Source organism: Cytobacillus sp. FSL H8-0458, assembly GCF_038002165.1.
Lineage (GTDB): Bacteria > Bacillota > Bacilli > Bacillales > Cytobacillaceae > Cytobacillus.
The window spans coordinates 2,531,595-2,555,403 of the sequence record NZ_JBBOBR010000001.1; the positions used below are offsets into that span (position 1 = coordinate 2,531,595).

Annotated in this window: 24 protein-coding genes and 1 other annotated feature; all 24 genes read right to left on the minus strand. The window is 42.7% G+C overall.

The window, feature by feature from the left end; all coding sequences use genetic code 11:
- Positions 1 to 12: 12 nt before the first annotated feature.
- The 24 genes from pyrE to spoIIGA all read right to left on the minus strand — a co-directional run bounded on the left by pyrE (position 13) and on the right by spoIIGA (position 23,776).
- On the minus strand, positions 13 to 648 hold the full coding sequence (gene pyrE / locus NYE23_RS12270; RefSeq protein ID WP_341078169.1) for an orotate phosphoribosyltransferase: 636 nt from the start codon (positions 646 to 648) through the stop codon (positions 13 to 15).
- The gene (pyrF, locus tag NYE23_RS12275) at positions 638 to 1,354 is read right to left on the minus strand and encodes an orotidine-5'-phosphate decarboxylase (protein ID WP_341078171.1); all 717 of its coding nucleotides are present in this window, start codon (positions 1,352 to 1,354) and stop codon (positions 638 to 640) included. The genes pyrE and pyrF overlap by 11 nt, the downstream gene beginning before the upstream one ends.
- A complete protein-coding gene (locus NYE23_RS12280; protein WP_341078173.1) occupies positions 1,326 to 2,267 on the minus strand; it encodes a dihydroorotate dehydrogenase in 942 nt (313 codons plus the stop codon). The genes pyrF and NYE23_RS12280 overlap by 29 nt, the downstream gene beginning before the upstream one ends.
- The gene (locus tag NYE23_RS12285) at positions 2,264 to 3,040 is read right to left on the minus strand and encodes a dihydroorotate dehydrogenase electron transfer subunit (RefSeq protein ID WP_341080712.1); all 777 of its coding nucleotides are present in this window, start codon (positions 3,038 to 3,040) and stop codon (positions 2,264 to 2,266) included. Before NYE23_RS12285 ends, NYE23_RS12280 begins: the two co-directional genes overlap by 4 nt.
- Positions 3,040 to 6,252 carry a carbamoyl-phosphate synthase large subunit gene (gene carB, locus NYE23_RS12290; RefSeq protein ID WP_341078176.1) on the minus strand — a complete coding sequence of 1,071 codons (3,213 nt, stop codon included), beginning with the start codon at positions 6,250 to 6,252 and terminating at the stop codon, positions 3,040 to 3,042. The genes NYE23_RS12285 and carB overlap by 1 nt, the downstream gene beginning before the upstream one ends.
- Complete coding sequence (locus NYE23_RS12295; protein WP_341078178.1) at positions 6,231 to 7,337, minus strand: carbamoyl phosphate synthase small subunit; 1,107 nt, start codon at positions 7,335 to 7,337, stop codon at positions 6,231 to 6,233. Before NYE23_RS12295 ends, carB begins: the two co-directional genes overlap by 22 nt.
- Positions 7,334 to 8,620, minus strand: coding sequence for a dihydroorotase (locus NYE23_RS12300; protein ID WP_341078179.1), 1,287 nt, complete (start codon positions 8,618 to 8,620; stop codon positions 7,334 to 7,336). The genes NYE23_RS12295 and NYE23_RS12300 overlap by 4 nt, the downstream gene beginning before the upstream one ends.
- Positions 8,583 to 9,521: an aspartate carbamoyltransferase catalytic subunit gene (locus tag NYE23_RS12305; RefSeq protein ID WP_341078180.1), complete on the minus strand. Its 939-nt coding sequence runs from the start codon at positions 9,519 to 9,521 to the stop codon at positions 8,583 to 8,585. Before NYE23_RS12305 ends, NYE23_RS12300 begins: the two co-directional genes overlap by 38 nt.
- A gap of 150 nt (positions 9,522 to 9,671) precedes the next feature.
- The gene (locus tag NYE23_RS12310) at positions 9,672 to 10,976 is read right to left on the minus strand and encodes a solute carrier family 23 protein (protein WP_341078182.1); all 1,305 of its coding nucleotides are present in this window, start codon (positions 10,974 to 10,976) and stop codon (positions 9,672 to 9,674) included.
- Between the two features lie 138 nt (positions 10,977 to 11,114).
- The gene (gene pyrR, locus NYE23_RS12315; protein WP_341078185.1) at positions 11,115 to 11,663 is read right to left on the minus strand and encodes a bifunctional pyr operon transcriptional regulator/uracil phosphoribosyltransferase PyrR; all 549 of its coding nucleotides are present in this window, start codon (positions 11,661 to 11,663) and stop codon (positions 11,115 to 11,117) included.
- 188 nt (positions 11,664 to 11,851) lie between these two features.
- A complete protein-coding gene (locus tag NYE23_RS12320; protein ID WP_341078187.1) occupies positions 11,852 to 12,763 on the minus strand; it encodes an RluA family pseudouridine synthase in 912 nt (303 codons plus the stop codon).
- Entirely contained in the window at positions 12,735 to 13,232 is a 498-nt protein-coding gene (gene lspA, locus NYE23_RS12325) for a signal peptidase II (protein WP_341078188.1), read from the minus strand. The genes NYE23_RS12320 and lspA overlap by 29 nt, the downstream gene beginning before the upstream one ends.
- 79 nt (positions 13,233 to 13,311) lie before the next feature.
- Complete coding sequence (locus tag NYE23_RS12330) at positions 13,312 to 13,599, minus strand: hypothetical protein (RefSeq protein ID WP_341078191.1); 288 nt, start codon at positions 13,597 to 13,599, stop codon at positions 13,312 to 13,314.
- A gap of 174 nt (positions 13,600 to 13,773) precedes the next feature.
- The gene (gene ileS / locus NYE23_RS12335; protein ID WP_341078193.1) at positions 13,774 to 16,545 is read right to left on the minus strand and encodes an isoleucine--tRNA ligase; all 2,772 of its coding nucleotides are present in this window, start codon (positions 16,543 to 16,545) and stop codon (positions 13,774 to 13,776) included.
- Between the two features lie 94 nt (positions 16,546 to 16,639).
- Positions 16,640 to 16,905: a binding site (T-box leader), on the minus strand.
- Between the two features lie 50 nt (positions 16,906 to 16,955).
- Complete coding sequence (locus NYE23_RS12340) at positions 16,956 to 17,474, minus strand: DivIVA domain-containing protein (protein WP_048007906.1); 519 nt, start codon at positions 17,472 to 17,474, stop codon at positions 16,956 to 16,958.
- Between the two features lie 144 nt (positions 17,475 to 17,618).
- Positions 17,619 to 18,392: a YlmH family RNA-binding protein gene (locus tag NYE23_RS12345; protein ID WP_341078196.1), complete on the minus strand. Its 774-nt coding sequence runs from the start codon at positions 18,390 to 18,392 to the stop codon at positions 17,619 to 17,621.
- A 64-nt stretch (positions 18,393 to 18,456) separates the two neighbouring features.
- A complete protein-coding gene (locus NYE23_RS12350) occupies positions 18,457 to 18,720 on the minus strand; it encodes a YggT family protein (protein ID WP_009330847.1) in 264 nt (87 codons plus the stop codon).
- 6 nt (positions 18,721 to 18,726) lie between these two features.
- The gene (locus tag NYE23_RS12355) at positions 18,727 to 19,173 is read right to left on the minus strand and encodes a cell division protein SepF (RefSeq protein ID WP_048007904.1); all 447 of its coding nucleotides are present in this window, start codon (positions 19,171 to 19,173) and stop codon (positions 18,727 to 18,729) included.
- Between the two features lie 4 nt (positions 19,174 to 19,177).
- Positions 19,178 to 19,864, minus strand: coding sequence for a YggS family pyridoxal phosphate-dependent enzyme (locus NYE23_RS12360; RefSeq protein ID WP_341078200.1), 687 nt, complete (start codon positions 19,862 to 19,864; stop codon positions 19,178 to 19,180).
- Positions 19,865 to 20,692 carry a peptidoglycan editing factor PgeF gene (pgeF, locus tag NYE23_RS12365; RefSeq protein ID WP_341078202.1) on the minus strand — a complete coding sequence of 276 codons (828 nt, stop codon included), beginning with the start codon at positions 20,690 to 20,692 and terminating at the stop codon, positions 19,865 to 19,867.
- Positions 20,693 to 20,761: 69 nt separating this feature from the next.
- Entirely contained in the window at positions 20,762 to 21,031 is a 270-nt protein-coding gene (locus NYE23_RS12370; RefSeq protein WP_341078203.1) for a YlmC/YmxH family sporulation protein, read from the minus strand.
- A gap of 94 nt (positions 21,032 to 21,125) precedes the next feature.
- Positions 21,126 to 21,905: an RNA polymerase sporulation sigma factor SigG gene (sigG, locus tag NYE23_RS12375; protein ID WP_341078205.1), complete on the minus strand. Its 780-nt coding sequence runs from the start codon at positions 21,903 to 21,905 to the stop codon at positions 21,126 to 21,128.
- 168 nt (positions 21,906 to 22,073) lie between these two features.
- Positions 22,074 to 22,793: an RNA polymerase sporulation sigma factor SigE gene (sigE, locus tag NYE23_RS12380; RefSeq protein ID WP_009330857.1), complete on the minus strand. Its 720-nt coding sequence runs from the start codon at positions 22,791 to 22,793 to the stop codon at positions 22,074 to 22,076.
- A 44-nt stretch (positions 22,794 to 22,837) separates the two neighbouring features.
- Positions 22,838 to 23,776, minus strand: coding sequence for a sigma-E processing peptidase SpoIIGA (gene spoIIGA, locus NYE23_RS12385; protein WP_341078207.1), 939 nt, complete (start codon positions 23,774 to 23,776; stop codon positions 22,838 to 22,840).
- Positions 23,777 to 23,809 lie beyond the last annotated feature (33 nt).

Sequence of the window (23,809 nt, forward strand, 5' to 3'; positions counted from 1 at the left end):
TTCTTCATTTGGCTAAACCTGAGATACTTTTCCCCACTCAGCAGGGTCTTTTCGCCATTCAACCAGCTTCTTCATATCCTCTTCCTTGATAAAGCTCTTTTCAACTGCTGCTTCTGTCATAGCTTCAATATCAGTCAGAGTATATGCTTCAATTTTCTCTTCGGCCAGCATTTGTTTTCCTTTTTCAAGCTGGTATGTGAAGATGGCCGCCACACCCAGCACTTCACAGCCTGCTTCTCTTAAAGCCTTGACAGCAGTAATCGCACTTCCACCTGTTGAGATCAGGTCTTCTACAACAACAACCTTCTGGCCTTTATTTGCTTGACCTTCAATTTGCTTTCCTTTTCCATGGCCCTTTGCCTTGGAACGAACATAGCACATTGGCAGTTCCATAATGTCACTGACCCAGGCTGCATGAGGAATGCCCGCTGTGGCAGTCCCAGCAATTAGTTCTGCTTCAGGAAATTTATCCAGAATTATAGTTTGAAGACCGGCAGCAATTTCTTTTCTGACTTCAGGATAAGACAGTGTCAGACGGTTATCACAATAGATTGGGGCACGCAGTCCTGAAGACCAAGTAAAGGGATCGTTTGGGTTTAATGCTACAGCCTTAATATCCAGTAATTTTTCTGCTATTTTATGCTTCATTCAGAACACCCTCCCAGGATTGTTTGCATTGAATATACTTTTCGAAAGGATTTTCTGCTCTGGTAATCGACCGTCCCACCACAATGGCAGAAGCTCCTTCTTTTCTTGCGAATTCAGGTGTGGCTACTCTCTTCTGATCTCCATGATCGTCTGATGACAGGCGTATTCCTGGTGTTACAGTCAAAAAGGCAGAGCCTATTTTTGAACCTATCGCCCTTGCCTCAAAGCTTGAACATACTACACCATCAAGTCCGGCTTCTTTGGCGAGTTTTGCATAATGAAGAACAGATTCGTTTAATGAAACAGGAATTAATTGCTCTGAATTCATTTGCTGTTCTAATGTGCTTGTCAGCTGTGTCACTGCAATACAAGATGGCCTTTTCCCAGTGCTGCCTGCTTCAAGTCCTTCACATGCTGCTTCCATCATGGTTTTTCCTCCTGCGGCATGCACATTAACCATATCGCAGCCAAGCCCCGCAAGTCGCTTCATGGCACTTTTAACTGTATTCGGAATATCATGAAGCTTGAGATCAAGGAAAATATCGTGCCCCTGTTCCTTTAAATCGGAAACAATGGAAGGTCCCTCCTGGTAAAATAACTCCATGCCGACCTTAAGAAATAATTTTTCATTTTCAAAGTTTTGCAGAAAATGATTAACTTCCTGTTTTCCTGGAAAATCAAGAGCAATAATGAGCGGCTTTTTCACGTTTCTTCCAGCTCCTTCCTGTGCATTCTGAAATATGTTCATACCCCAGCTTTCCAATAAGTTCCGGCAGTTCACCAATAATTTTCGGACACACAAAAGGATCTACGAAGTTAGCTGTTCCAACCGCTACTGCACTTGCACCTGCGTAGAAGTATTCGATGACATCCTCTGCAGATTCAATTCCTCCCATGCCGATTATCGGAAGGGATACCTGCTGGCTCACTTCATAGATCATCCGGAGTGCGACTGGCTTAATGGCTGGCCCTGAAAGCCCGCCTGATTTATTTGCCAGAATCGGCTTGCCGGTTTTTAGATCGATCCTCATGCCAACAAGCGTGTTGATCATCGTTAAACCGTCAGCTCCGCCATCTTCTACTGCTTTAGCCATTTCTACAATATTTGTGACATTTGGTGAGAGCTTCACATAGACAGGCACCTCAGAAACCTCTTTTACTTTTCTCGTTAAATTTTTTGCAATTTCCGGAATAGTGCCGAATGCAATTCCGCCTGTTTTCACATTCGGGCATGAGATGTTGAGTTCAAGCGCATGTACATTCGGACTTGCAGATATTTTCCTGGCAACCGCAATATAATCCTCTTCCTGCGAACCGGCAACATTGGCTATGATTGGAACCTCAAAATGTTCAAGCCAAACCAGTTCTTCATTTACCACTTTTTCCAGGCCGGGATTCTGCAGCCCAATTGCATTTAGCATCCCTGCAGATGTTTCAGCCACTCTGGGTGTTGTATTTCCAAATCGGGGCTCTAAAGTCGTCGCCTTGATCATGATTGCGCCCAATTGGCTCAAATCATACAGCTGACTGAATTCTCTGCCGAAGCCAAAGCATCCTGATGCAGGCATGATTGGATTTTTTAATTTCAACCCAGGCAGATTGACGTTTAATGAATTCATAGAACCACCTCCCCTGCTTTAAAGACCGGTCCGTCACTGCAGACTTTTTTATAACTGTATCCTTCCGGGTCATCCCCTGTATGGCAGACACATGCAAAGCATGCCCCGATGCCGCACCCCATTCGTTCTTCCAATGACAGGAATACCTTTTTATGAGGGAATTGATTTTCAAGCGCCTTCAGCATCGGCGTTGGGCCGCAGGAATATAAAACATCGAAATCAATATTCAATCCATTAATAACATCAGTAACAAAGCCTTTTTTTCCTGCGCTCCCATCAGCTGTGGCCAGATAGGTCTCGCCCAGCCGGGCAAATTTTTCTTCATAGAAAACCGCACCGGACGATTGAAAGCCCAGGACGTGAATTACCTTAACGCCGCGGTTTACAAGCTGGTTAGACAGTTCATATAAAGGGGGTACTCCGATTCCTCCCCCTACAAGAAGTGCCGTCTCTCCCCTGCCAGCTTCGTTTATAGGAAATCCATTTCCAAGCGGTCCCAATACATCAGCGTAATCACCGGGTTTTTTTTCTGATAGCAATGCCGTTCCTCTGCCTTCAGCACGATAAATCATCTTAAACTGGCTTTCACCAGGTAAAATTTCAGCAATGCTGATTGGTCTTCTCAGCATTGGGTCATAGCCCTCTGAGATTTTCAAATGGACAAATTGCCCGGGTTCTTTCATTTCATGAACAAGCTCACCTTGAAGGGTGAGCTCGTAAATGTTTTCGGCCAGTTTAATTTGTGATATTACTTTACATTGTTCCTGTCTGATCAAGATAAAACCGCCTCCCGGACTTCTTCTGGCTTATCCATCGGGTCTGCTGAAAAATTCATTGATTCGATAACTTGAAGAATTGCTTCTGCCGTATCAAGTGAGGTTAGGCATGGCACACCATTTTCCACAGATTCGCGGCGGATGCGGAAGCCATCTCTGGCAGGCTGTTTTCCTTTTGTTAGAGTATTAATAACAAATTGGGCTTCGCCATTTTTTATGACATCCAGAAGGTTTGGCCCTTCTGACCCGATTTTCCCAGTCACTTTTACAGGAATGCCTTCAGTTTGCAGGAATAAAGCCGTTCCGCTTGTCGCCATTAGCCTGTAGCCGATGGATACGAATCTTTTTGCCAGCTGCAGAGCTTCTTCCTTATCCTTGTCGGCGACAGTCATTAGTACAGTTCCAAAAGGCTGGATTTTCATGCCGGAAGCAACAAGGCCTTTATAAAGGGCTTTTTCAAGCGTGGAATCTTTCCCCATAACTTCACCGGTTGACTTCATTTCAGGCCCTAAAGTGATGTCTACTCTTCTTAATTTCGCGAAAGAGAACACCGGCACTTTTACGAACACGCCTTTTCTCTCCGGAACAAGGCCGGATCCAAAGCCCTGCTGTGCAAGAGTTTGGCCCATGATAACCTTTGTGGCGATTTTAGCCATTGGCACATTTGTAATCTTGCTCAAGAACGGAACGGTCCGGCTTGAACGCGGGTTGACTTCCAGTACATATACTTCCCCTTTAGCCACTACATACTGGATATTTAGCAGACCTATAATACCAAGGCCCTTAGCCATCTTCTCCGTATACTCAACAAGCTTGTCTTTAATTGCTTCTGAAACATTTTGTGGAGGATAGACCGCAATGGAATCACCTGAGTGTACTCCAGCTCTTTCAATATGCTCCATGATGCCCGGGATGAGCACATTTTCCCCATCCGAAATGGCGTCTACTTCAATCTCCTTCCCAGTCAGATACCGGTCGATTAATACTGGATGCTCCGGATTCACTTTTACAGCGTTTTCCATATAATGCAGAAGCTCTGCTTCTTTATAAACTATCTCCATGGCTCTTCCGCCAAGTACATATGATGGACGGACAACCACTGGATAACCGATTTCACCGGCAATCGCTACTGCCTGCTCCACAGATAGGGCAGTCTTTCCTTTTGGCATCGGAATGCCCAGCTCTGCAAGGGCATTCTCAAATTTATCACGGTCTTCTGCCCGGTCTAAGTTTTCAAGAGAAGTTCCGAGAATTTTCACTCCTCTTTTTACCAGATCTGCTGCAAGATTAATAGCCGTTTGTCCGCCAAATTGCACTACTACACCTTCCGGCTTCTCAAGATCGATAATGTGCATGACATCTTCAATTGTTAGCGGCTCAAAATAGAGCTTATCGGAGATGCTAAAGTCAGTAGAGACTGTTTCAGGATTATTATTAATAATGATTGCTTCATATCCTGCTTCCTTGATTGCCCATACTGCGTGGACAGTTGAGTAGTCAAACTCTACTCCCTGGCCAATCCGGATTGGACCTGAACCCAGAACAACCACACTTTTACGGCCAGTTACAACCGATTCGTTCTCATCTTCGTATGTTCCATAGAAATACGGTGTTTCAGATTCAAATTCTGCTGCACATGTATCAACCATTTTATAAACCGGTACAATTGCATGTTCTTTTCTCCAGCTGTATACTTCCATTTCATTTGAATCCCACAGCCTGGCAATTACCAGATCGGCAAAGCCCATTTCCTTTGCAGCTTTCCCTGTTTCAGGGTCAAAAGGATTGTCTGTTAATACACTCTCAAAATCTACGATTTTCTTAATCTTATGAAGGAAGAATAAATCAATCCTGCTCCATTCATGGATCGTCTCGATGGTGACTCCCCTTCTGATGGCTTCTCCGATATAAAACAAACGTTCATCCCCTGCTTTACGGATCCGCTTTTCGATCAATTCATTAGAAATTTGGTCCGCGTCCTTCAGCTCAAGATGATAAACGTTTGCTTCAAGTGAACGGACTGCTTTCAGCAAAGATTCTTCAAATGTGCGCCCTATCGCCATTACTTCACCTGTAGCCTTCATTTGGGTTCCAAGCGAACGGTTCGCCGATTCGAATTTATCAAACGGCCAGCGCGGAATTTTTGAGACAATATAATCCAATGCCGGTTCAAAGCAGGCATATGTTTTCCCTGTCACTGGATTCATCATTTCATCAAGTGTCAGCCCCACCGCTATTTTGGCTGCCAATTTGGCAATCGGATAACCTGTTGCCTTTGATGCCAGCGCAGATGAACGGCTTACACGCGGGTTAACTTCGATGATGTAATAATTGAAGCTATCCGGATCAAGCGCCAGCTGCACATTGCATCCCCCTTCAATTTCGAGAGCGCGGATAATTTTTAATGAAGTGTTTCTCAGCAGCTGATACTCACGATCACTCAAAGTTTGGCTGGGGGCTACAACGATTGAATCTCCGGTATGGACCCCTACAGGATCAAAATTTTCCATATTGCAGACAACAATCGCATTGTCATTGGAGTCCCGCATCACTTCATACTCGATTTCCTTAAAGCCTGCAATGCTCTTTTCAAGCAAACACTGTGTAACAGGGCTATTCTTTAAGCCGCCCGTCACAATTTCAATTAACTCTTCTTCATCGTGGCAGATTCCCCCGCCTGTTCCCCCTAATGTAAAAGCAGGGCGTACAATAACCGGATATCCAATCCTATTTACAAACTCATATGCTTCATCCAGGTTATGAATAATTTCACTTTCAGGCACCGGCTCGCCAAGCTCATTCATCAAGTTTCTGAAAAGATCCCGGTCTTCCGCTTTTTGGATAGCTGATAATTTTGTACCGAGGATTTCAACCCCGCATTCTTCCAAGACACCTGATTCCGCAAGCTCTACTGCCAGGTTTAATCCCGTCTGTCCCCCCAGAGTTGGAACTAGCGCATCAGGGCGTTCTTTTCGGATAATGCGGCTGACGAATTCCAGCGTAAGCGGCTCTATATATACCGCGTCAGCAATCTCAGTATCTGTCATAATGGTAGCAGGATTTGAGTTTACAAGAATTACGCGGTAGCCTTCCTCTTTCAATGCAATGCAGGCCTGTGTGCCGGCATAATCAAACTCTGCTGCCTGCCCGATGACAATTGGCCCTGATCCGATAACTAAAATACTTTTTATATCTGTACGCTTTGGCATGCTGCAGCACCTTCCTCTTTATGTGATTCAATCAATTGCAAGAATTGTTCAAATAATCCGTTTGCATCCTCAGGTCCCGGTGAAGCTTCAGGATGATATTGCACGGTGAATGCAGGGACTTCTTTATGCTTTAAGCCTTCAATTGTTCCATCGTTTAAGGCGATATGTGTTACTTCAAGTGGAGTACCTGTAATTGAATTTTCTTCTACTGAATATCCATGGTTTTGAGATGTTAAAGCGACTTTTCCGGTTTGCAGATCTTTTACCGGATGGTTTGAACCGCGATGGCCGAATTTCAATTTTTCTGTATTGGCACCGCAAGCAAGGGCAAAAAGCTGATGTCCCAGGCAAATTCCGAAAATCGGTACTTTTCCCAACAGACCTTTAATCATTGTGATGGCTTCCGGGACATCTTTCGGGTCTCCAGGGCCATTGGAAAGCATAACTCCATCCGGGCTCATGCTGAGTATTTCTTCAGCTGCTGTATTATAAGGCACAACAATCACATCACAATCCCGTTTGTTCAATTCTCTTAAGATCCCGTGTTTCATGCCGAAATCCACAAGGACTACCCTTCTGCCGCGGCCAGGGCTTGGATATGGTCTCTTAGTCGACACTTGCTTTACCTGATCGTTGCGAAGCTTTGTTGCCCGCAGCTTTTCAACTATTAATTCCGGGCTTTCACTCATGCTGCAGATAGCACCTTTCAAAGTTCCATGCTGTCTGATAATTCTTGTTAATTTCCTGGTATCAATTCCGGATATTCCAGGGATATTTTTCATCTTAAAATATTCATCAATGGATTGTTCATTTCTCCAGTTTGAAGGAAACTCGCAAGCTTCTTTGACAATGAAGCCGGAGATTGCCGGGGAGATCGATTCAAAATCATCTCTGTTTATCCCATAATTTCCGATTAAAGGGTATGTCAAGGTTACAATCTGTCCGCAGTAGGAAGGGTCAGACAGGATTTCCTGATAACCCGTCATTCCTGTATTGAATACTACTTCTCCTATCGAATTCGTATCACTGCCGAATCCCTTTCCAATAAAAATTGTTCCGTCTTCCAGAATCAGCTGTTTTTTCATGCTTTTACACTCCCTCTGTTCCAAACAATTTTTCCGCCTGCTATTGTCACTACCGGCCAGCCTTTACAATCCCAGCCTGCAAATGGTGTGTTTTTCCCTTTTGATAAGAACTGAGCAGGATCAATCTTCTCCTGACGGTTTAGGTCAAGCAGGACTAGATCTGCTATTTCACCAGCTTCCAATTTTCCTGATTGAATGCCGAATGCCTCTGCTGGCTTGATTGTTAAGTAATCAATCAGCTGCTTTAGTGTGAATATCCCCTTCTCGACGAAGTGTGTGTAAAGGAGAGGAAAGGCTGTTTCAAGTCCAACAATTCCAAATGGCGCCAGCCCCATCCCCTCTTCTTTTTCTGCTGCTGTATGTGGTGCATGATCGGTGGCAATAAAGTCTATTGTGCCATCCAGCAATCCTTCGATTAAGGCATCTCTGTCATCTGCTCCTCTTAGTGGAGGATTCATTTTAAAGTTAGCGTCCAGCCCCGGGATATCCTCTTCACTTAGCAGAAGGTGATGAGGTGTCACCTCGGCCGTTACTTTGATGCCTGCACGCTTTGCATCTCTTACCACCCTGACAGACTCTTTCGTGCTGATATGGCAGACATGATAGTGGCAGCCAGCAGCTTCGGCAAGAAGAACATCCCTTGCGATTTGCACTGATTCACAGACAGAAGGAATACCATTTAAACCGTTCTCTTTAGCAAAAACTCCATCATGTACGGAGCCTTTGTTAATGAGGGTATTTTCTTCGCAGTGGGCAACAATCGGCATGCTGATTTCTGCAGCTATCCTCATTGCCTGCAGCATCATGGATGCTGATTGCACTCCAACTCCATCATCTGTAAAAGCAAACGCTCCAGCTTCCTTCAGTGCTTTAAAATCGGTTAATTCCTGGCCAAGTTCACGAATTGTAATCGATGCATAAGGCAGAACCTTAACTGCCGCAGTCTCTTCAATTCGGCTGTTCAATTTTTCAAGCTGTTCTTTTGTATCAGGTACCGGCCGGGTATTTGGCATCGCAGCAACTGTTGTGAACCCGCCTTTAGCTGCTGCCTTTGTGCCGGTTTCAATGGTTTCTTTCTTTTCACCGCCAGGTTCACGCAAGTGTACATGCAGGTCTATAAAACCGGGTGCAACCAGCAATCCTTCTGCATCAATCACTTCCTGTGCCTCTCTCCCCACGCCTGCTCCTATCTCAGTGATTTTACCTGACTTTATGTAAATGTCAGTTTTTTCAAAGTTCCCCTCTTTAGTAAGCAACTGGCCATTTTTTATCAATGTTGACATGTTTAGCTCCCCCTTCAATATGTTCAATTGATCGTTTTAATACAGCCATTCGGATGTACACACCATTTTGCATTTGCTTGAAAATTCTTGAGCGCCCGCATTCTACTAAACAATCTGCTATTTCAACACCCCGATTTACAGGCGCAGGATGCATAATAATGCTGTTTGGCTTCATAGTTCTTTCACGCTCTTCTGTAAGGCCGTATGCCAGGTGGTATTCTTCAGCCGTTTGGTCAGCTTTCGATTCATGCCGCTCATGCTGGATTCTCAGCAGCATGACAACATCAGAAGTTTCTATAGCTGTGTCAACATCTTCATACATTCCATTCTCAAGCAATTCTTCATTGAACCATTCTTTTGGACCTGAAAAAACAACCTTCGCACCGAGCCGGACAAGTGCATCTGCATTGGATCTTGCGACACGGCTATGTGCGATATCACCAATGATGGCTACTTTTAATCCTTCAAAGGATCCGAATTCCTGTTTAATCGTCAGCAGATCCAGCAGTGATTGTGTTGGATGGTGCCCGCAGCCATCCCCTGCATTCAGGATGGACACACCGCTTTTATCTGCCAATTCGTCAAAGTAGCGGTCCTCGCTATGGCGGATGACGACTGCATGCACACCGATCGCTTCCAGTGTTTTGACTGTGTCGTATAATGACTCACCCTTTGATACACTTGATGTGCTGACTTCAAAAGGAATTATGTCCAGTCCAAGCCGCCTTTCCGCCACTTCAAAGCTGCATTTAGTTCTTGTGCTATTCTCAAAGAAGAGGTTAGCGACAAAAACCTTTTGTTCGGGAGTCCATGTTCCGCCGTTTAAAAAGTATTGCGCATCTTCAAGAATTTTATTGATTTCTTTAATTTCCAACTCTGAGGTAGTGAGCAAATGTTTCATTTTTTATCCTCCTCTTCAAAAAAAGCACCCTGCCGATTTGGTCAGGGTGCTGCAAAGTTGAGGCAGCCGGATATACGGATACACTGATACCGTATAGCCAGGTTTGCCGCCAACACCCTTTTAAGCCTCTCGGGACTTAGTTAAAAAGCATTAAGCTACATTATTTTTTTTTTCGTATTCTGTTTCAAACATATCTTCCTTAGCCTCTTCCCTGCCAGGGAGAATCAGGTTCAGGAGAACACCGCTGATTGCTGCCAGTGCCATTCCTTCCAGTTTGAATGCCCAAATCTCGATATGAGCTCCCCCAATTCCCAGGACAAGGATGACTGATGCGATAACCAGATTGCGGTTGTTTCCAAAATCCACTTTGCTGTCAACCAGCATTCTTAATCCTGATGAAGCGATGATCCCGAACAGCAGGATCGATACGCCGCCCATTACTGGAGTAGGGATCGAGCTGATCAGTGCTGTCACCTTGCCAATGAATCCGAAGATGATGGCAATGACTGCAGCACCCGCAAGTACATAAACACTGTAAATTTTCGTGATGGCGAGTACACCAATGTTTTCACCGTAAGTTGTCTTTGGCGGACCCCCGATTAATGCCGAGATCATTGTTCCTGTTCCATCAGCAAGGATGGAACGGTGAAGACCCGGTTCTTTAATGTAATCTTTTCCAACTACTTTTCCAAGGACAAGCTGATGGCCGATATGTTCAGAGATTGTCACAACAGCTACTGGAATCATTAGAAGCGCAAGATCCAGGGTTATCCTCACTTCATAATCTGCGAACGGGAATAAGAATTCCGGCATCTCGAACCAGGCTGCCTGCTGTACAAGCGAGAAGTCGATTAGGCCCACAGCCAGTGAGTAAACATAGCCGATGATGATTCCTGCCAGAATCGGCACCATACTGAGCATGCCTTTTGCATAGATGGAAAAGATGATTGTTGCACCTAAAGTGATAAGCGCTGCTGAGAAATGCAGCATGCTGTATTCCCCGGTTTCAGGGTTATTCATAGCCATACCGACTGCTGTACCAGCCAGAGCCAATCCGATTACAATAATCACAGGTCCTACCACAATTGGCGGAAGCAAATTCATAATCCAGCGGTATCCTGATTTTTTGATGATCAGGGCTACAGCCCCATACACAAGTCCAGCCATGAAGCTGCCGATCATGGCAGCACCCGGACCACCGGCTGCTTTGGCAGCTATGATCGGGGCAATGAATGCGAAAGATGAACCAAGGTATGCCGGCACCTGCCATTTTGTAATGATTAGAAAGGCTATCGTTGCCAGTCCGCTTGAGATTAGCGCAATGGCAGGATTTAATCCTACTAAGTATGGTACAAGTATAGTAGCCCCGAACATTGCGAATAAATGCTGTAAACTTAATGTCAGCCAATGGGCTGGTTTTGGAACATCCTTTATATCTAAAATAGGTTTATTCATTACGATCTCTCCTCTGCATTTTATTAAAAAACCCTCTTTGCAGGAGTGCAAAGAGGGTGCAAGAGCACAGCAAAAGACAGACCGATTCTGCTGTGTTCCCCTTTGCCAGCCTCTCAGGACTGCATTTAAAAGGGCTATTTAATTTTCAAATATACTTACCTGGTCGTTTTCATCCACTTCCTTCAGCTCGACCACAATTTTTTCCGAACTGGAGGTTGGAATGTTCTTTCCTACATAATCAGCTCTTATCGGAAGCTCCCTATGGCCGCGGTCCACAAGGACTGCAAGCTGAATCTGAGATGGCCTCCCAATATCGATCAGCGCATCAAGGGCAGCTCTAACTGTTCTTCCTGTATAAAGAACATCATCGATCAGGATCACCTTCTGATCGTTAATATCTTTTGGAACATCGGAGCCTTTGACAAGCGGCTCCTGATTTTCAGTCTTTTTCGTAAGATCATCTCTATAGAGAGTGATATCAAGTTCGCCTACATCAATTTTGGCTCCCTCGATTTGTTCAATTCTTTCCGCCAGGCGGTTCGCCAGGTAAATCCCCCTGGTCCTGATGCCAATCAGAATGCAATTTTCAATTCCTTTATTTTTCTCTATGATTTCATGAGCAATCCTTGTCAGCGCTCTCCTGATTGCCTGGTCATCCAAAACAATTGCTTTTTGCTGCTGCATCATGATCACCCCTATTATCAGATTTTATATGCAAAAAACCCTCTCACCGATCAGGTGAGAGGGTAAACGACTTCTTTCTGCAGAATAAGGACACAATTCTCCTTATTCAATCCGTTTCCTTCCCAGCCTCACGGGACTGTTTTAAAGGACTTATTCAACTATAGACATCATATAGCACAATTGGACAATTGTCAACGATTATTTGCCAGGTTCTCTAATAGTTCCTTAAAATAAGCAGGTGCAGATGCTTCAAATTCAAGGTACTCGCCAGAACGTGGATGTTCAAAGCCAAGAACGCCTGCATGAAGTGCCTGTCCTCCGATATCAAGTGTCTTTCTGGGACCGTATTTAGGATCTCCTGCCAGAGGATAGCCAATGTATTTCATATGAACCCGGATTTGATGTGTTCTCCCCGTTTCCAGCTGGCATTCCACCAGTGTGAAATCCCTGAAACGCTCAATGACCTGAAAATGCGTAACTGCATGTTTTCCATTGTCCACAACGCTCATACTTTGACGATCTTTGGGATCACGGGCGATTGGCGCATCAATAGTACCGTAGTCGTGTGGAATAACTCCATGGACAATGGCCCGGTACTTACGTGTAACAGTTTTGTTCATCAGCTGGTTCACAAGACTCTCATGTGCCATATCATTCTTTGCAACCATGAGAAGTCCCGACGTATCTTTATCTATTCTATGAACTATTCCGGGCCTCATGACCCCATTAATTCCTGATAAGTCTTTGCAATGAGCCATAAGACCATTTACAAGTGTTCCTGTTCCATGCCCGGCTGCAGGATGGACAACCATTCCTTTCGGTTTATTTACAACGAGGACATCCTGGTCTTCATAATAAATATCCAAATCCATTTCTTCAGGCACTACATCCAGTTCTTCTGGTTCAGGTATAGATATTTCAATTTTATCGTTTGCGGAACATTTGTAATTGGTTTTAGGATTTTGGCCATTCACTAAAACATTGCCATCCTTGATCCATTGCTGTACCTGAGTTCTTGACCAATCCGCATTCAATGTGGATAACACTTTATCTATTCTTTCTCCTGCCTGTTCATCAGGAATGAGGTGTTCCATTTTCTCCATAAGATTTCTCCTTTTTCTTTGCTTCTCTCTCTTCAAGCAGCATCTGAATCATCAATAGTCCTACACCAATGACCAGCGCCGAGTCAGCAATATTGAAAACGGGAAAGTCATAGCCAAAAATATAAGTGTTTACGAAATCCACCACTTCTTTTCGAAATACCCTGTCAATAAAGTTTCCAATTGCTCCGCCCAGCATCAGGCCCAAAGAGACTCCAAGAAGCAATTTGCCTTTGGCTGCTTTTTGAATGTAATAAATGATACCAATTATGACAATAACGGTTATAACGTAGAAAAACCACATTTGCCCCTGCAGGATGCCCCAGGCAGCGCCACGGTTGCGGTGCGATGTAATATAAAGAAAGTCTTCAATAACTTTAACACTTTCCCCTAATTCAAAGTTCTTTACAATCAGCCACTTCGTAAACTGATCAAGTGCAATAACGAACAATGCAATTATGTAATAAAACACAAAGGCAACCCCCATATCTCATATCATTACCTTTGCATTTTAGCACAATCTGAATAAAAAACACAGCACACGCTTATACTCAGTGGAAAATAGATTTTCTGTAGAAATTCCCCAGCCTGCTGCAATCCTCCATTGTTTTTAAAGTAGGAATCACCTGAAGCAAATCTTCCGGCAGCAGCTCACCTGAAATTTCACACTTACCAAATTTTCCTGATTCAATTTTGGCGAGTGTTTGTTCAATATCATGCAGCTCTTCCAATAAAATAGGTTTTATCAACGGGGAACTGTTGCCTTCCATAAGCTTTTCCAAAATTTCCTGTCTTGTATTACGGAGTTCTGTATATAGCCCTTCTGCTTTTGCATCCATGCTTTTTCCTCCGTTCTGAGATGTTTACTTTATTATTTTCTCTGAAGGGATTTCAGACACGGACAAACTTTTAGCAAAGGGCACAACATTTAGTGAAGGTGGAATTATTTATAAAAAGGATTTGAAGAAATTCAATTAAAAACAGTCCCCCAATATTTGAGGGACTGCCGGTATTTAAGCCAAGTGGCTGTAATTATTTTTTACAACATCAGCACAGCGAGGGCAAAGCGTGTCATATCCTTCTGTTTTGCCAACTTCTGGAGTGACTGTCCAGCAGCGGTCGCATGTTTCGCCTTCTGCTTTGGAAACAACAATAGCAGTGTTTTCAAATTTCACGGCATTTTCAGGAGCATCTGAAAGACTGCCTGCTACTTCAAATCCAGATACGATAAAGAGCTGCTGAAGATTTTCCTGAATTGAATCCAGAAGGCTCTTGGCTTGATCATTTACATAAAGTGTTACTTTAGCAGTAAGGGATTTGCCGATCACTTTCTCATTACGTGCTTCTTCCAATGCCTTAAGGACATCATTGCGAAGCTTCATGAATGCAGACCACTTTTCTTCCAGCTGTTTAGCGTTCGTAAGCTCTGTATATTCAGGCATATCTGTTAATTGAACACTTTCTTCTTTCACATTCGGAATAAAGCTCCAAACTTCATCAGATGTATGGGAAAGAATAGGTGCAACAAGCTTCGTAAGAGCAATCAGGCTCTCATAAAGAACAGTTTGGATTGCACGGCGTTCTGCATTATCTTTTGCTTCAATATAAAGGACATCTTTTGCAAAATCAAGGTAAAATGCACTAAGGTCCAATGTACAGAAATTGTTTACAGCATGGTAGATGCTGGCAAATTCATAGCGATCATAGGAATCGCGAACGCTCTTGATTAGCTTGTTCAGCTTCACTAGCATAAACTGATCCACTTCACGCAGGTTCTCAAAGGAGACCAAGTCTGCTGATGGATTAAAATCATCCAGATTTCCAAGCAAGAAGCGGAAAGTATTGCGGATCTTTCTATACACTTCTGCAACCTGCTTCAGAATAGCATCAGATACCCGGACATCAGCCTGATAATCAACTGAAGCCACCCATAAACGCAAAATGTCCGCACCAAGCTGGTTCATAACTTTTGCCGGAACAACTACATTTCCGATGGATTTACTCATTTTCCTTCCTTCACCATCAAGTGTGAAACCATGGCTCAGCACTCCTTTGTAAGGCGCTTTCCCTGTTACTGCTACCGCAGTTGAAAGTGAAGAGTTAAACCAGCCTCGGTATTGGTCAGAACCTTCAAGGTATAAATCTGCTGGACGCTGTAAATCGTCACGCTCTAAAAGAACTGCCTGGTGGGAAGAACCTGAATCGAACCAAACATCCATAATATCCGTTTCTTTTGTAAACTGGCCATTCGGACTTCCAGGATGTGTAAATCCTTCAGGCAGCAATTCTTTCGCTTCTTTCTCGAACCAGATGTTTGAACCGTGTTGACGGAAAAGATTTGATACATGTTCAATCGTCTCATCTGTGATAATTTCTTCGCCATTTTCCGCATAAAAGACCGGAATAGGCACTCCCCATACACGCTGGCGGGAGATGCACCAGTCTCCGCGATCCCGGACCATATTAAATAGTCTGGTCTCACCCCATGCAGGATACCAATTTGTTTCCTTAACAGCTTCCAAAAGTTCATTGCGGAAATCTTTAATGGATGCAAACCATTGTGCAGTAGCACGGAAAATAACAGGCTTCTTCGTTCTCCAGTCATGCGGATAAGAGTGAGTAATAAAAGTCAGTTTTAATAAAGCTCCTGCTTCCTCAAGTTTCTCAGTAATCGGCTTATTGGCTGCATCATAGAATAACCCTTCAAAGCCGGGAGCTTCATTTGTCATGTTTCCTTTATCATCTACCGGGCATAATACGTCAAGACCGTACTTCATGCCGACTTGGAAATCATCTTCCCCATGTCCGGGAGCAGTGTGAACACATCCGGTACCTGCATCAGTTGTAACATGTTCACCCAGCATGACAAGAGAATCACGGCCATAAAGCGGATGTTCAGCAACCACATTCTCAAGGTCAGTCCCCTTAACCGTCTGAACAACTTGATAACCTTCCCATTCGAACTCTTTAGCCACAGCTGCCAATAAGTCTTCTGCAACCATAAACTTTTTGCCGTTTGCCTCAACTACAGTATAAGAAAGGTCAGGATGAACTGAAATTCCAAGGTTTGCCGGAATGGTCCATGGAGTTGTAGTCCAAATAACGATATGAGTATCTTGATCCAATACTTCCTTGCCATCTTTTACTTTAAATGCAACATAAATAGATGGCGAACGTTTGTCTTTATATTCAATTTCCGCTTCTGCCAAAGCAGATTCAGATGATGGAGACCAATAAACAGGCTTTTTGCCTTTATAGATATAGCCTTTTTTGGCCATATCCCCAAAAACTTTAATTTGCTGGGCTTCATACTCCGGCTTAAGTGTGATGTATGGGTTCTCCCAATCACCGCGGACACCTAAGCGCTTAAATTGTCCGCGCTGGCTGTCGATCTGCTCATATGCGTATTCCTCGCATAGCTCGCGGAACTCAGCAACACTCATTTCTTTACGCTTTACACCTTTGTTTGTCAGAGCCTGCTCAATTGGCAGACCATGTGTATCCCAGCCAGGAACATATGGAGCATTATAGCCAGTCATCGACTTAGAGCGTACGATGAAATCCTTTAAGATCTTGTTCAAAGCATGGCCGATGTGGATGTCGCCATTTGCATATGGAGGACCATCATGCAGAACAAACATCGGACGGCCTTTTGTCCGTTCCTGGACCTTTTCATAAATGTTCATCTCTTCCCATTTCGCCTGAATTTCAGGTTCGCGCTTTGGAAGATTGCCGCGCATTGGGAATTCAGTTTTTGGCATTAATAAACTATCTTTGTAATCCATTCCTTTTCCTCCTGTTTGTAACTCATTAAATACCATGATAGCCAATGAAAGCTTAGAAAAACCTCGGGAAAATACAAAAAACCCTCTCATCCCAAAAAGGGACGAGAAGGTTTTATTCTCCCGCGGTACCACCCTTGTAGATGAAATATAATGAAATTTCATCCGCTCAAAGCATTCTTAACGTGAATGATCCGCCTTGGCCTACTGATTTTTGTACGTTCGGCAAGGAACTAAAGGGTGATTTTCCAGCTTTTGCTTATACCCGGGCTTCCACCATCCCCGGCTCGCTTTCAGAGTGAGTATGCCCCTCTGATCATAAGCTTTTTGAAAAGACTGTACTGTCCCTCTCATTGTTGATAAACATTGTATTTACTTTGTTTTAAAATTATATGCGATATTTCCAGCTTTCGTCAAGCCAGTGATTCTTCTTCTTCTCTTAATGATTTCAGTTCAGTGGAATCCAGCTTATATTCCATTAAGTGATCCCAATCATCGTTATTCAGCATATCAAGCTGTGCTTCAACAAGCATTTTGAAGCGTGTCCGGAATACTTTGGACTGTTTCTTTAAATCTTCAATGTCCAGAGCGATTTTTCTCGCTTTGGATAGGGATTCATTCACAATCCTGTCAGCATTTTTTTCAGCTTCTTTGATGATAAGCTTTGCTTCTTTGTGGGCATTGCGTTTTACTTCTTCTGCAGCTTCCTGTGCAACCACAATAGATTTATTAAGTGTTTCTTCAATTGTGGTAAAGTGGCCAATGCGGTCATTCGTTTCGTTGAGCTTTTCTTCTAGCTCTTTTTTTTCCCTGATCAGGATTTCATAGTCCTTTATGATTTGGTCGAGGAATTCGTTCACTTCATCTTCGTCATAACCTCGGAATCCTTTGCTGAATTCCTTGTTATGAATATCCAACGGTGTTAATGGCATGAGTGCCACCTCCCAGGTCTGTTGATCTTATGTAAATTGGTTTGAGCCTGCTGGTTCTATTTAATTATAGCAGACTCCATAGTCTTTTGATTATTTATTCGACAGGTTGTTTCAAAATCCTTCAATTTTATAAAAAATAAATAGCTATCTCTGTCTCCCGGCAATAATCCTCCATTTGTCCTTTTTTGTTTTCCCATCTATTTCTATGATTTTGGAACGGCCTTGTCCCCTGACTGAGATGATGTCGCTTTGCCGGCATTCAAATGAGGGGTTTTCTATTTGTGTCCAATTGACTTTAACGAGTCCCTGTTGGATATAGAGCTGGGATTTCTGTCTTGAGATGTTGTATACGGCTGAGATGACTGTGTCCAATCTCAGGGATGAAGAGGTGATGGAGCTTTCTCTCCACACTTCTGATGATTGGATCGCCTGAGAAAAGGGCTGTTTTTTCAAAGATACTGTCGCTCTGCCAATTGACTGCAGCTGCAGGCTGATATACTCTTCAATTTCTTGCGCTGCAAAAAATTGGATTCTGTCATCTTCAAATAGGATATCACCAAATTTTCCTCTTTTTAACCCCAGTGACATCAGGCTGCCGAGGACTTGCGGGTGTTCAATGGTAACAAACTTCTTTGGATATTCCAATTCAAAAAGCTGAATTTTAAAATCATCTTCATCGCTTTCATAATAATCCGGAAATATCAGTGCTCTCTTTCTCTCAGCACCTGTCGTTCCGCCAAATAAAGCAAATAAAATTCCCGAATCCTGTCCTATGACGCTTTTTAGGATTTGCTGCTCCCTTGGATCAAGAAAGTCAGTAAGCTTCGGTGCATATGTATTTTCCACAAGATTCTTCCAGTTAAGAACCTGGTCAATAAATTCTTTTTCTTCCGGTCGGAAGTGCTGATAAATGGTCAAATTTAGCGGGCCTCCTTTTACACAAATAAAAAAGGGCCATTTTGATAGCCCTGTTTTGTCAGTCTTATGAAATCCAATAAAAAAGCTGCTGCAAACCTCCAGTGGCAAACCGCAAAACTAAGATAGCCACGATCGGAGAAATATCAATCATTCCGAGCGGCGGAATGATTTTGCGGAAAGGCTCAAGGTACGGTTCACAAATTCTTGCCAAAAACTGGCCAAAAGCCGATTCCCTTGCATTAGGGAACCAGGACAGCAGAATATAAATAATCAGTGCCCATGAGTAATAATAAATTGCAGATGACAATATTCCAAATACTAATTCCATTAAGTGCTACCACCTCGTATTTTCTAATTCTTGTTCTTTCATCAGCTGAGAGATGTTCCCTGATACTTCAACATTGTCAGGTGTACACAGGAAAATATCAGTACCAATCTTCTGAATGTCTCCGCCGATGGCATAAACAGTTCCGCTTAGGAAGTCAACAATGCGCTTTGCCTGATCTTTTTCTATTCTCTGCAGATTGACTACAACAGCTCTTCTGTTTTTCAGCTGATCCGCAATATCCTGTGCTTCTGCATATACCCGCGGTTCAACAAGAACTACTTTAGAAGATTTCTGCACACTTTGAAGGCTGACAATGTTCTGTTTTTGAACTGGCTGCTGCTGTTTCTGCACCTGCTTCACCGGCTCTCTTTCTTCTTCGATGATTTCCTCTTCCTTATAGTCATATTCATCATCCAGGAAGAAAAATGTTTTAAATTTTGATTTTATACTCATTTTATTAAACCTCCTGACCCTCTTGGCCTACTAAAGCTGTCCCAATCCTAACCATTGTGGCACCTTCTTCAATTGCCAGAGAAAAATCATTGGACATGCCCATTGAAAGCTCAGTACAAGGAGCAAAATCAAATTCCAGATTTTTAACCTGTTTTTGAAGGTCCTTAAGCTTCCGGAAACAGGAACGCAGCAAATCCTTGTCTGCTGTATGTGGCGCCATTGTCATCAGACCAATGATATTAAGATTTTTATAATCAGCCAGGCTTGAAATAAAGTCAGCTGCCTCTTCAGGATTTATTCCCTGTTTTGACGCTTCGCCTGAGACATTGACCTGTACAAAGCAATTTATCTTTCGATCCGCCCGCTTGTCGATTTCTTTCGCAAGGGATAGCCTGTCCAGTGAATGAATATAGTCAACTTTATCAATAATATTTTTCACTTTGCGCGTTTGCAGTGTTCCGATAAAATGCCAGGTTGGCCTGTCCTTTAAAACTTCCCATTTAGCAAGAAGTCCTTCATCCCTGTTTTCACCTAAATGATGAATGCCTGCTTCAAAGGCTTCTTGTGCCCTTTCTGCTGAAACGTACTTAGTAACAGCAATTACGGTAATTTCTTCCGGCTTGCGGTTCGCCTTTATGCACGCTTCGTGGATGGCTGTCTCTATTTGCTTAAAATTTTCCTCTACTCTCATTTAGCTTCCTGCTTCCTCCTTCCAGCCAATAAAACTCATCATCCTGCCGGTATTTCCCCTATCTCTTCGGTGGGAGAAAAAATAGTCTGCATGACAGCTTGTGCAAAAAGCAGTAATCATGATATTTTCATGTGGAATCCCTGCGTTTACAAGGATTTTCCTATTTAGTTCTTTTAGGTCAAGCTGGAATTGATTGTCACTAATTTGATTATATGGCTTTATATCGACATCTTCTAGTATTTTTTGCACTTTTGAAATAACACGAGCATCAACAATATAACAGTTTGCGCAAATGGAAGGCCCGATCACGGCTTGAATCTCACTTAATTCTATGCCTTCATCTGCAAACAGGTCAGCCATATTCCTGCCAATCCCCCCAACAGTACCTTTCCAGCCTGCATGGGCAATGCCTATGGATCCTGTCTTTTCATGCAGGAAATAAAGGGGGACACAATCAGCGTAACACAGGGTCATCATGACACCTTTAGAATATGTGAAAAAGCCGTCGGTATCCGAAAAGGAATCCTCGTAAACAAGAGCACCTTTCCCTCTATCATTTCCGGTAACTTTTTTTATGTTAACTCCGTGAGTTTGTTCAGCGCCAACCCATTTTTCAAGAGAAAACCCAAGCAAGTCAGCCGCATGCTGCCGATTTTGACTGACTGCTTCGTAGCTGTCATTCACATGCAATCCTACATTTAGCGTTTCATATTCATTACCGCTGAAGCCGCCATTTTTAGTTGTAAAACCAGCCATTATATTAGGAAAACGATCCGCCCACTCTTTTATGACAAAATACTCTTCCGTTTTTAAAGAAAATGGTTCCATGCAATTAACTCCATTTTATTTTTCTATAGTTTACCACAAGGAGGGCAGTGATGACACCATTAACAACTCTTATGCTTCATCCTCTATATATTTCGGCTCAACCGCATCCTGATAGCGGACAAGTATGACATCTTCACCGATTTTAATAATATTTTTCCATGGAATGACAATATCCGCATCTCTGCCAAAGAATCCCAGGACTCTCCCCGCTCCTCCGATAATTACCGCTTCAATTTTCCCTGTATTTATATTAATATCTATATCCCCAATGTTTCCAAGCTTTTTGCCGTCAGCTACATTTACAACATCCTTCATTTGAAATTCAGATATTTTCACCATCGACACTTCACTCCCAATTTATGTTCTTATTCAATATATGTTTGCATCTATAAGAAAAATGTTCGGTAAATATAAAAAGCAGCCAAATTGGCTGCTAGCTTTGAATATTTTTATTCATTTGTTTGATAGCCGCTTTTTCAAGCCTTGAAACTTGTGCCTGGGAAATGCCGATTTCCTCTGCCACTTCCATTTGAGTTTTGCCCTGGAAGAAGCGTTTTCTGAGAATCAGCTTTTCCCGTTCATTCAGTCTCCTCATTCCCTCTTTGAGCGCTATTTCTTCAATCCATTGAATATCTTTGTTTCGTTCATCGCTAAGCTGATCCATCACATAAATTGGATCCCCGCCATCATTATAAATCGGCTCAAATAAGGAAACAGGATCCTGGATGGCATCCAATGCAAAAACGATTTCTTCATGAGTCACATCCAGCTCTTTAGCTATTTCTTCGGCTGTAGGCTCTCTGGATGTTTTACTCATGAGGCGTTCCCTTACTTGCAGAGCTTTATAAGCAATGTCCCTTAAAGAACGAGAAACACGGATCGGATTATTATCACGCAGATACCTGCGTATTTCCCCAATAATCATCGGAACGGCATAGGTGGAAAACTTAACGTTTTGACTTAGATCAAAATTATCAATAGATTTCATCAGACCGATACAGCCGACCTGGAAAAGGTCATCAACAAATTCGCCTCTGTTGTTAAAACGCTGAATCACACTCAATACGAGGCGCAAATTGCCGTTGACGAGTTTTTCCCGTGCGGTTATATCCCCCTTATGCATTTGCTTGAAGAGCTCTCTCATTTCTTCGTTTTTTAAAACTGGAAGCTTTGAAGTATCAACACCGCAAATTTCTACTTTATTTCGAGTCAATCCATTTCCCTCCTCACAGGAGCTGCTGTACAAAAAACAGTATCTCCTTGGAAAGGAAAAATATGCACCGGCTAATCAGGCTTCCGGATGGGAAAATGGTCAAAGTATCATTAACACTAGGTTTTCACCTTGCAAAATTTTGTAAAAAATAATCCCGGCTTAAAATTTCTAAACCATCTTATTAAATTCTTTTTTAAGTCTTTTTATTATTCTTTTTTCCAGACGTGAAATATAGGACTGGGAAATTCCTAGCATATCTGCCACATCCTTTTGAGTTTTTTCTTCGCCTGATCCGAGGCCGAATCTAAGCTCCATTATCTGTTTTTCACGATCTGAAAGCTGATGTAATGCCTTTAACAGCAGCTTTTTATCAACATTTGCTTCGAGATCTTTCGTAATGATGTCATCTTCAGTGCCCAGAACATCAGATAGAAGAAGTTCATTGCCATCCCAATCAATATTTAGGGGTTCATCAAAGGAAACTTCAGAACGGATTTTATTGTTCCTTCTTAAATACATGAGAATTTCATTCTCAATACAGCGGGATGCATATGTAGCCAGTTTGATTTTTTTCTCCGGGTTAAATGTATTTACTGCTTTAATAAGCCCAATTGTTCCAATACTGATTAAGTCCTCTATATTAATGCCTGTATTTTCAAACTTCCTGGCAATATACACAACAAGGCGAAGATTTCTTTCAATTAAAATGGACCTTGCCGCTTTATCTCCTTTTGGAAGCTTAATCAGGAGCATTTCTTCTTCTTCCTTACTGAGTGGAGGAGGTAATGCTTCGCTGCCGCCTATATAATATACTTCATCTGTTTTGATCCCCAGCTTAATCAACAATTTATACCAATAGTAGGATAAGCGAAGTTTTAACTTTTTCATGAATTGTCCTCCTTCTAAATTAAGTTCGTGCAGAGTATAGTATATTAACTTACTTTTGTATCCGGCTTCATTGTACTTTTACCTGTAAGCATCTTGGGGTGTACGATGCACTGAAACGCATCGTCTGCTGAAAGCTGCTGCATGGAAAATGATATTAATCCGCGCTCTGCTTCGATTATTTCATTCTCTTTTTCAAGGAGAATCCGGTCAGGCTTGAACCCTATGATTAATTGGTGTTCTTGTCCTACAACCTTACATGGAATGACCCTCAATTTGTGCTCCCAATCCACTCCAATTGACTCGCTGCCCATAATGACATCCGTCGGGTTTCCTGCCATCTTACTAATTTCAGGCGGAAACTCATCTAGCCTGTCTTTTATGGATATGAACATAACAGGCATTTTCGAAATGGGATCGTATAACTGGTTGCCGCTGTCAATCAGACCTTTGAAACAATATTCTGTTTCATTGATCACAACACGCACCAGGATTAAAGAGTCATACTGAATTTTTGTCATCTCAATCCCCTCAACATTTCTCTTTGAAAAATGCCAGGCAAGGGGAAACCCAAGAACCACGAACAGCCAGCTGATTGGATCACCGAAGCCTTTAATACTGGCCATCATGACAGATGAAGAAAGCTTAAAATCAAAATTGATAAAATAATGAATTCCTATTAAAGAGCCTCCAACTAAAAAAGTAGCAAAATAAAAAGTCATGAGAGCTTTTACAAAATAACGCAAACGCTTAAAGCCGAAAACAGCCAGTACCATTACAATCGAGAATAGCAGCTTAGTGAACGGATGACTTGAATATTCATTAAAAGGTGTAAATGCTAATAAAATAATGATGGATCCTATGAAGCCGCCCGCAAAAATTCTCCATAGTCTGGTTTCCCTTTTTAGAATTATGGCTGTTAAATAAAGGAGAAGGCTATCAAACATAAAATTCAATGCCCAGATAACATCCAAATAGACCGTCAATTATCTTCCTCCTTTATAAAGTGAAACTTCAAT

Excerpts from the sequence above, each read along its gene's own strand:
- pyrE (WP_341078169.1), bottom strand. The coding sequence starts at position 648 with ATGAAGCATAAAATAGCAGAAAAATTACTGGATATTAAGGCTGTAGCA.
- NYE23_RS12280 (WP_341078173.1), bottom strand. The coding sequence starts at position 2,267 with ATGAATTCATTAAACGTCAATCTGCCTGGGTTGAAATTAAAAAATCCA.
- carB (WP_341078176.1), bottom strand. The coding sequence starts at position 6,252 with ATGCCAAAGCGTACAGATATAAAAAGTATTTTAGTTATCGGATCAGGG.
- NYE23_RS12295 (WP_341078178.1), bottom strand. The coding sequence starts at position 7,337 with ATGAAAAAACAGCTGATTCTGGAAGACGGAACAATTTTTATTGGAAAG.
- NYE23_RS12300 (WP_341078179.1), bottom strand. The coding sequence starts at position 8,620 with ATGTCAACATTGATAAAAAATGGCCAGTTGCTTACTAAAGAGGGGAAC.
- NYE23_RS12305 (WP_341078180.1), bottom strand. The coding sequence starts at position 9,521 with ATGAAACATTTGCTCACTACCTCAGAGTTGGAAATTAAAGAAATCAAT.
- NYE23_RS12310 (WP_341078182.1), bottom strand. The coding sequence starts at position 10,976 with ATGAATAAACCTATTTTAGATATAAAGGATGTTCCAAAACCAGCCCAT.
- pyrR (WP_341078185.1), bottom strand. The coding sequence starts at position 11,663 with ATGATGCAGCAGCAAAAAGCAATTGTTTTGGATGACCAGGCAATCAGG.
- NYE23_RS12320 (WP_341078187.1), bottom strand. The coding sequence starts at position 12,763 with ATGGAGAAAATGGAACACCTCATTCCTGATGAACAGGCAGGAGAAAGA.
- NYE23_RS12330 (WP_341078191.1), bottom strand. The coding sequence starts at position 13,599 with ATGGATGCAAAAGCAGAAGGGCTATATACAGAACTCCGTAATACAAGA.
- ileS (WP_341078193.1), bottom strand. The coding sequence starts at position 16,545 with ATGGATTACAAAGATAGTTTATTAATGCCAAAAACTGAATTCCCAATG.
- NYE23_RS12340 (WP_048007906.1), bottom strand. The coding sequence starts at position 17,474 with ATGCCATTAACACCGTTGGATATTCATAACAAGGAATTCAGCAAAGGA.
- NYE23_RS12350 (WP_009330847.1), bottom strand. The coding sequence starts at position 18,720 with ATGGAATTAGTATTTGGAATATTGTCATCTGCAATTTATTATTACTCA.
- NYE23_RS12355 (WP_048007904.1), bottom strand. The coding sequence starts at position 19,173 with ATGAGTATAAAATCAAAATTTAAAACATTTTTCTTCCTGGATGATGAA.
- NYE23_RS12360 (WP_341078200.1), bottom strand. The coding sequence starts at position 19,864 with ATGAGAGTAGAGGAAAATTTTAAGCAAATAGAGACAGCCATCCACGAA.
- pgeF (WP_341078202.1), bottom strand. The coding sequence starts at position 20,692 with ATGGAACCATTTTCTTTAAAAACGGAAGAGTATTTTGTCATAAAAGAG.
- NYE23_RS12370 (WP_341078203.1), bottom strand. The coding sequence starts at position 21,031 with ATGGTGAAAATATCTGAATTTCAAATGAAGGATGTTGTAAATGTAGCT.
- sigE (WP_009330857.1), bottom strand. The coding sequence starts at position 22,793 with ATGAAAAAGTTAAAACTTCGCTTATCCTACTATTGGTATAAATTGTTG.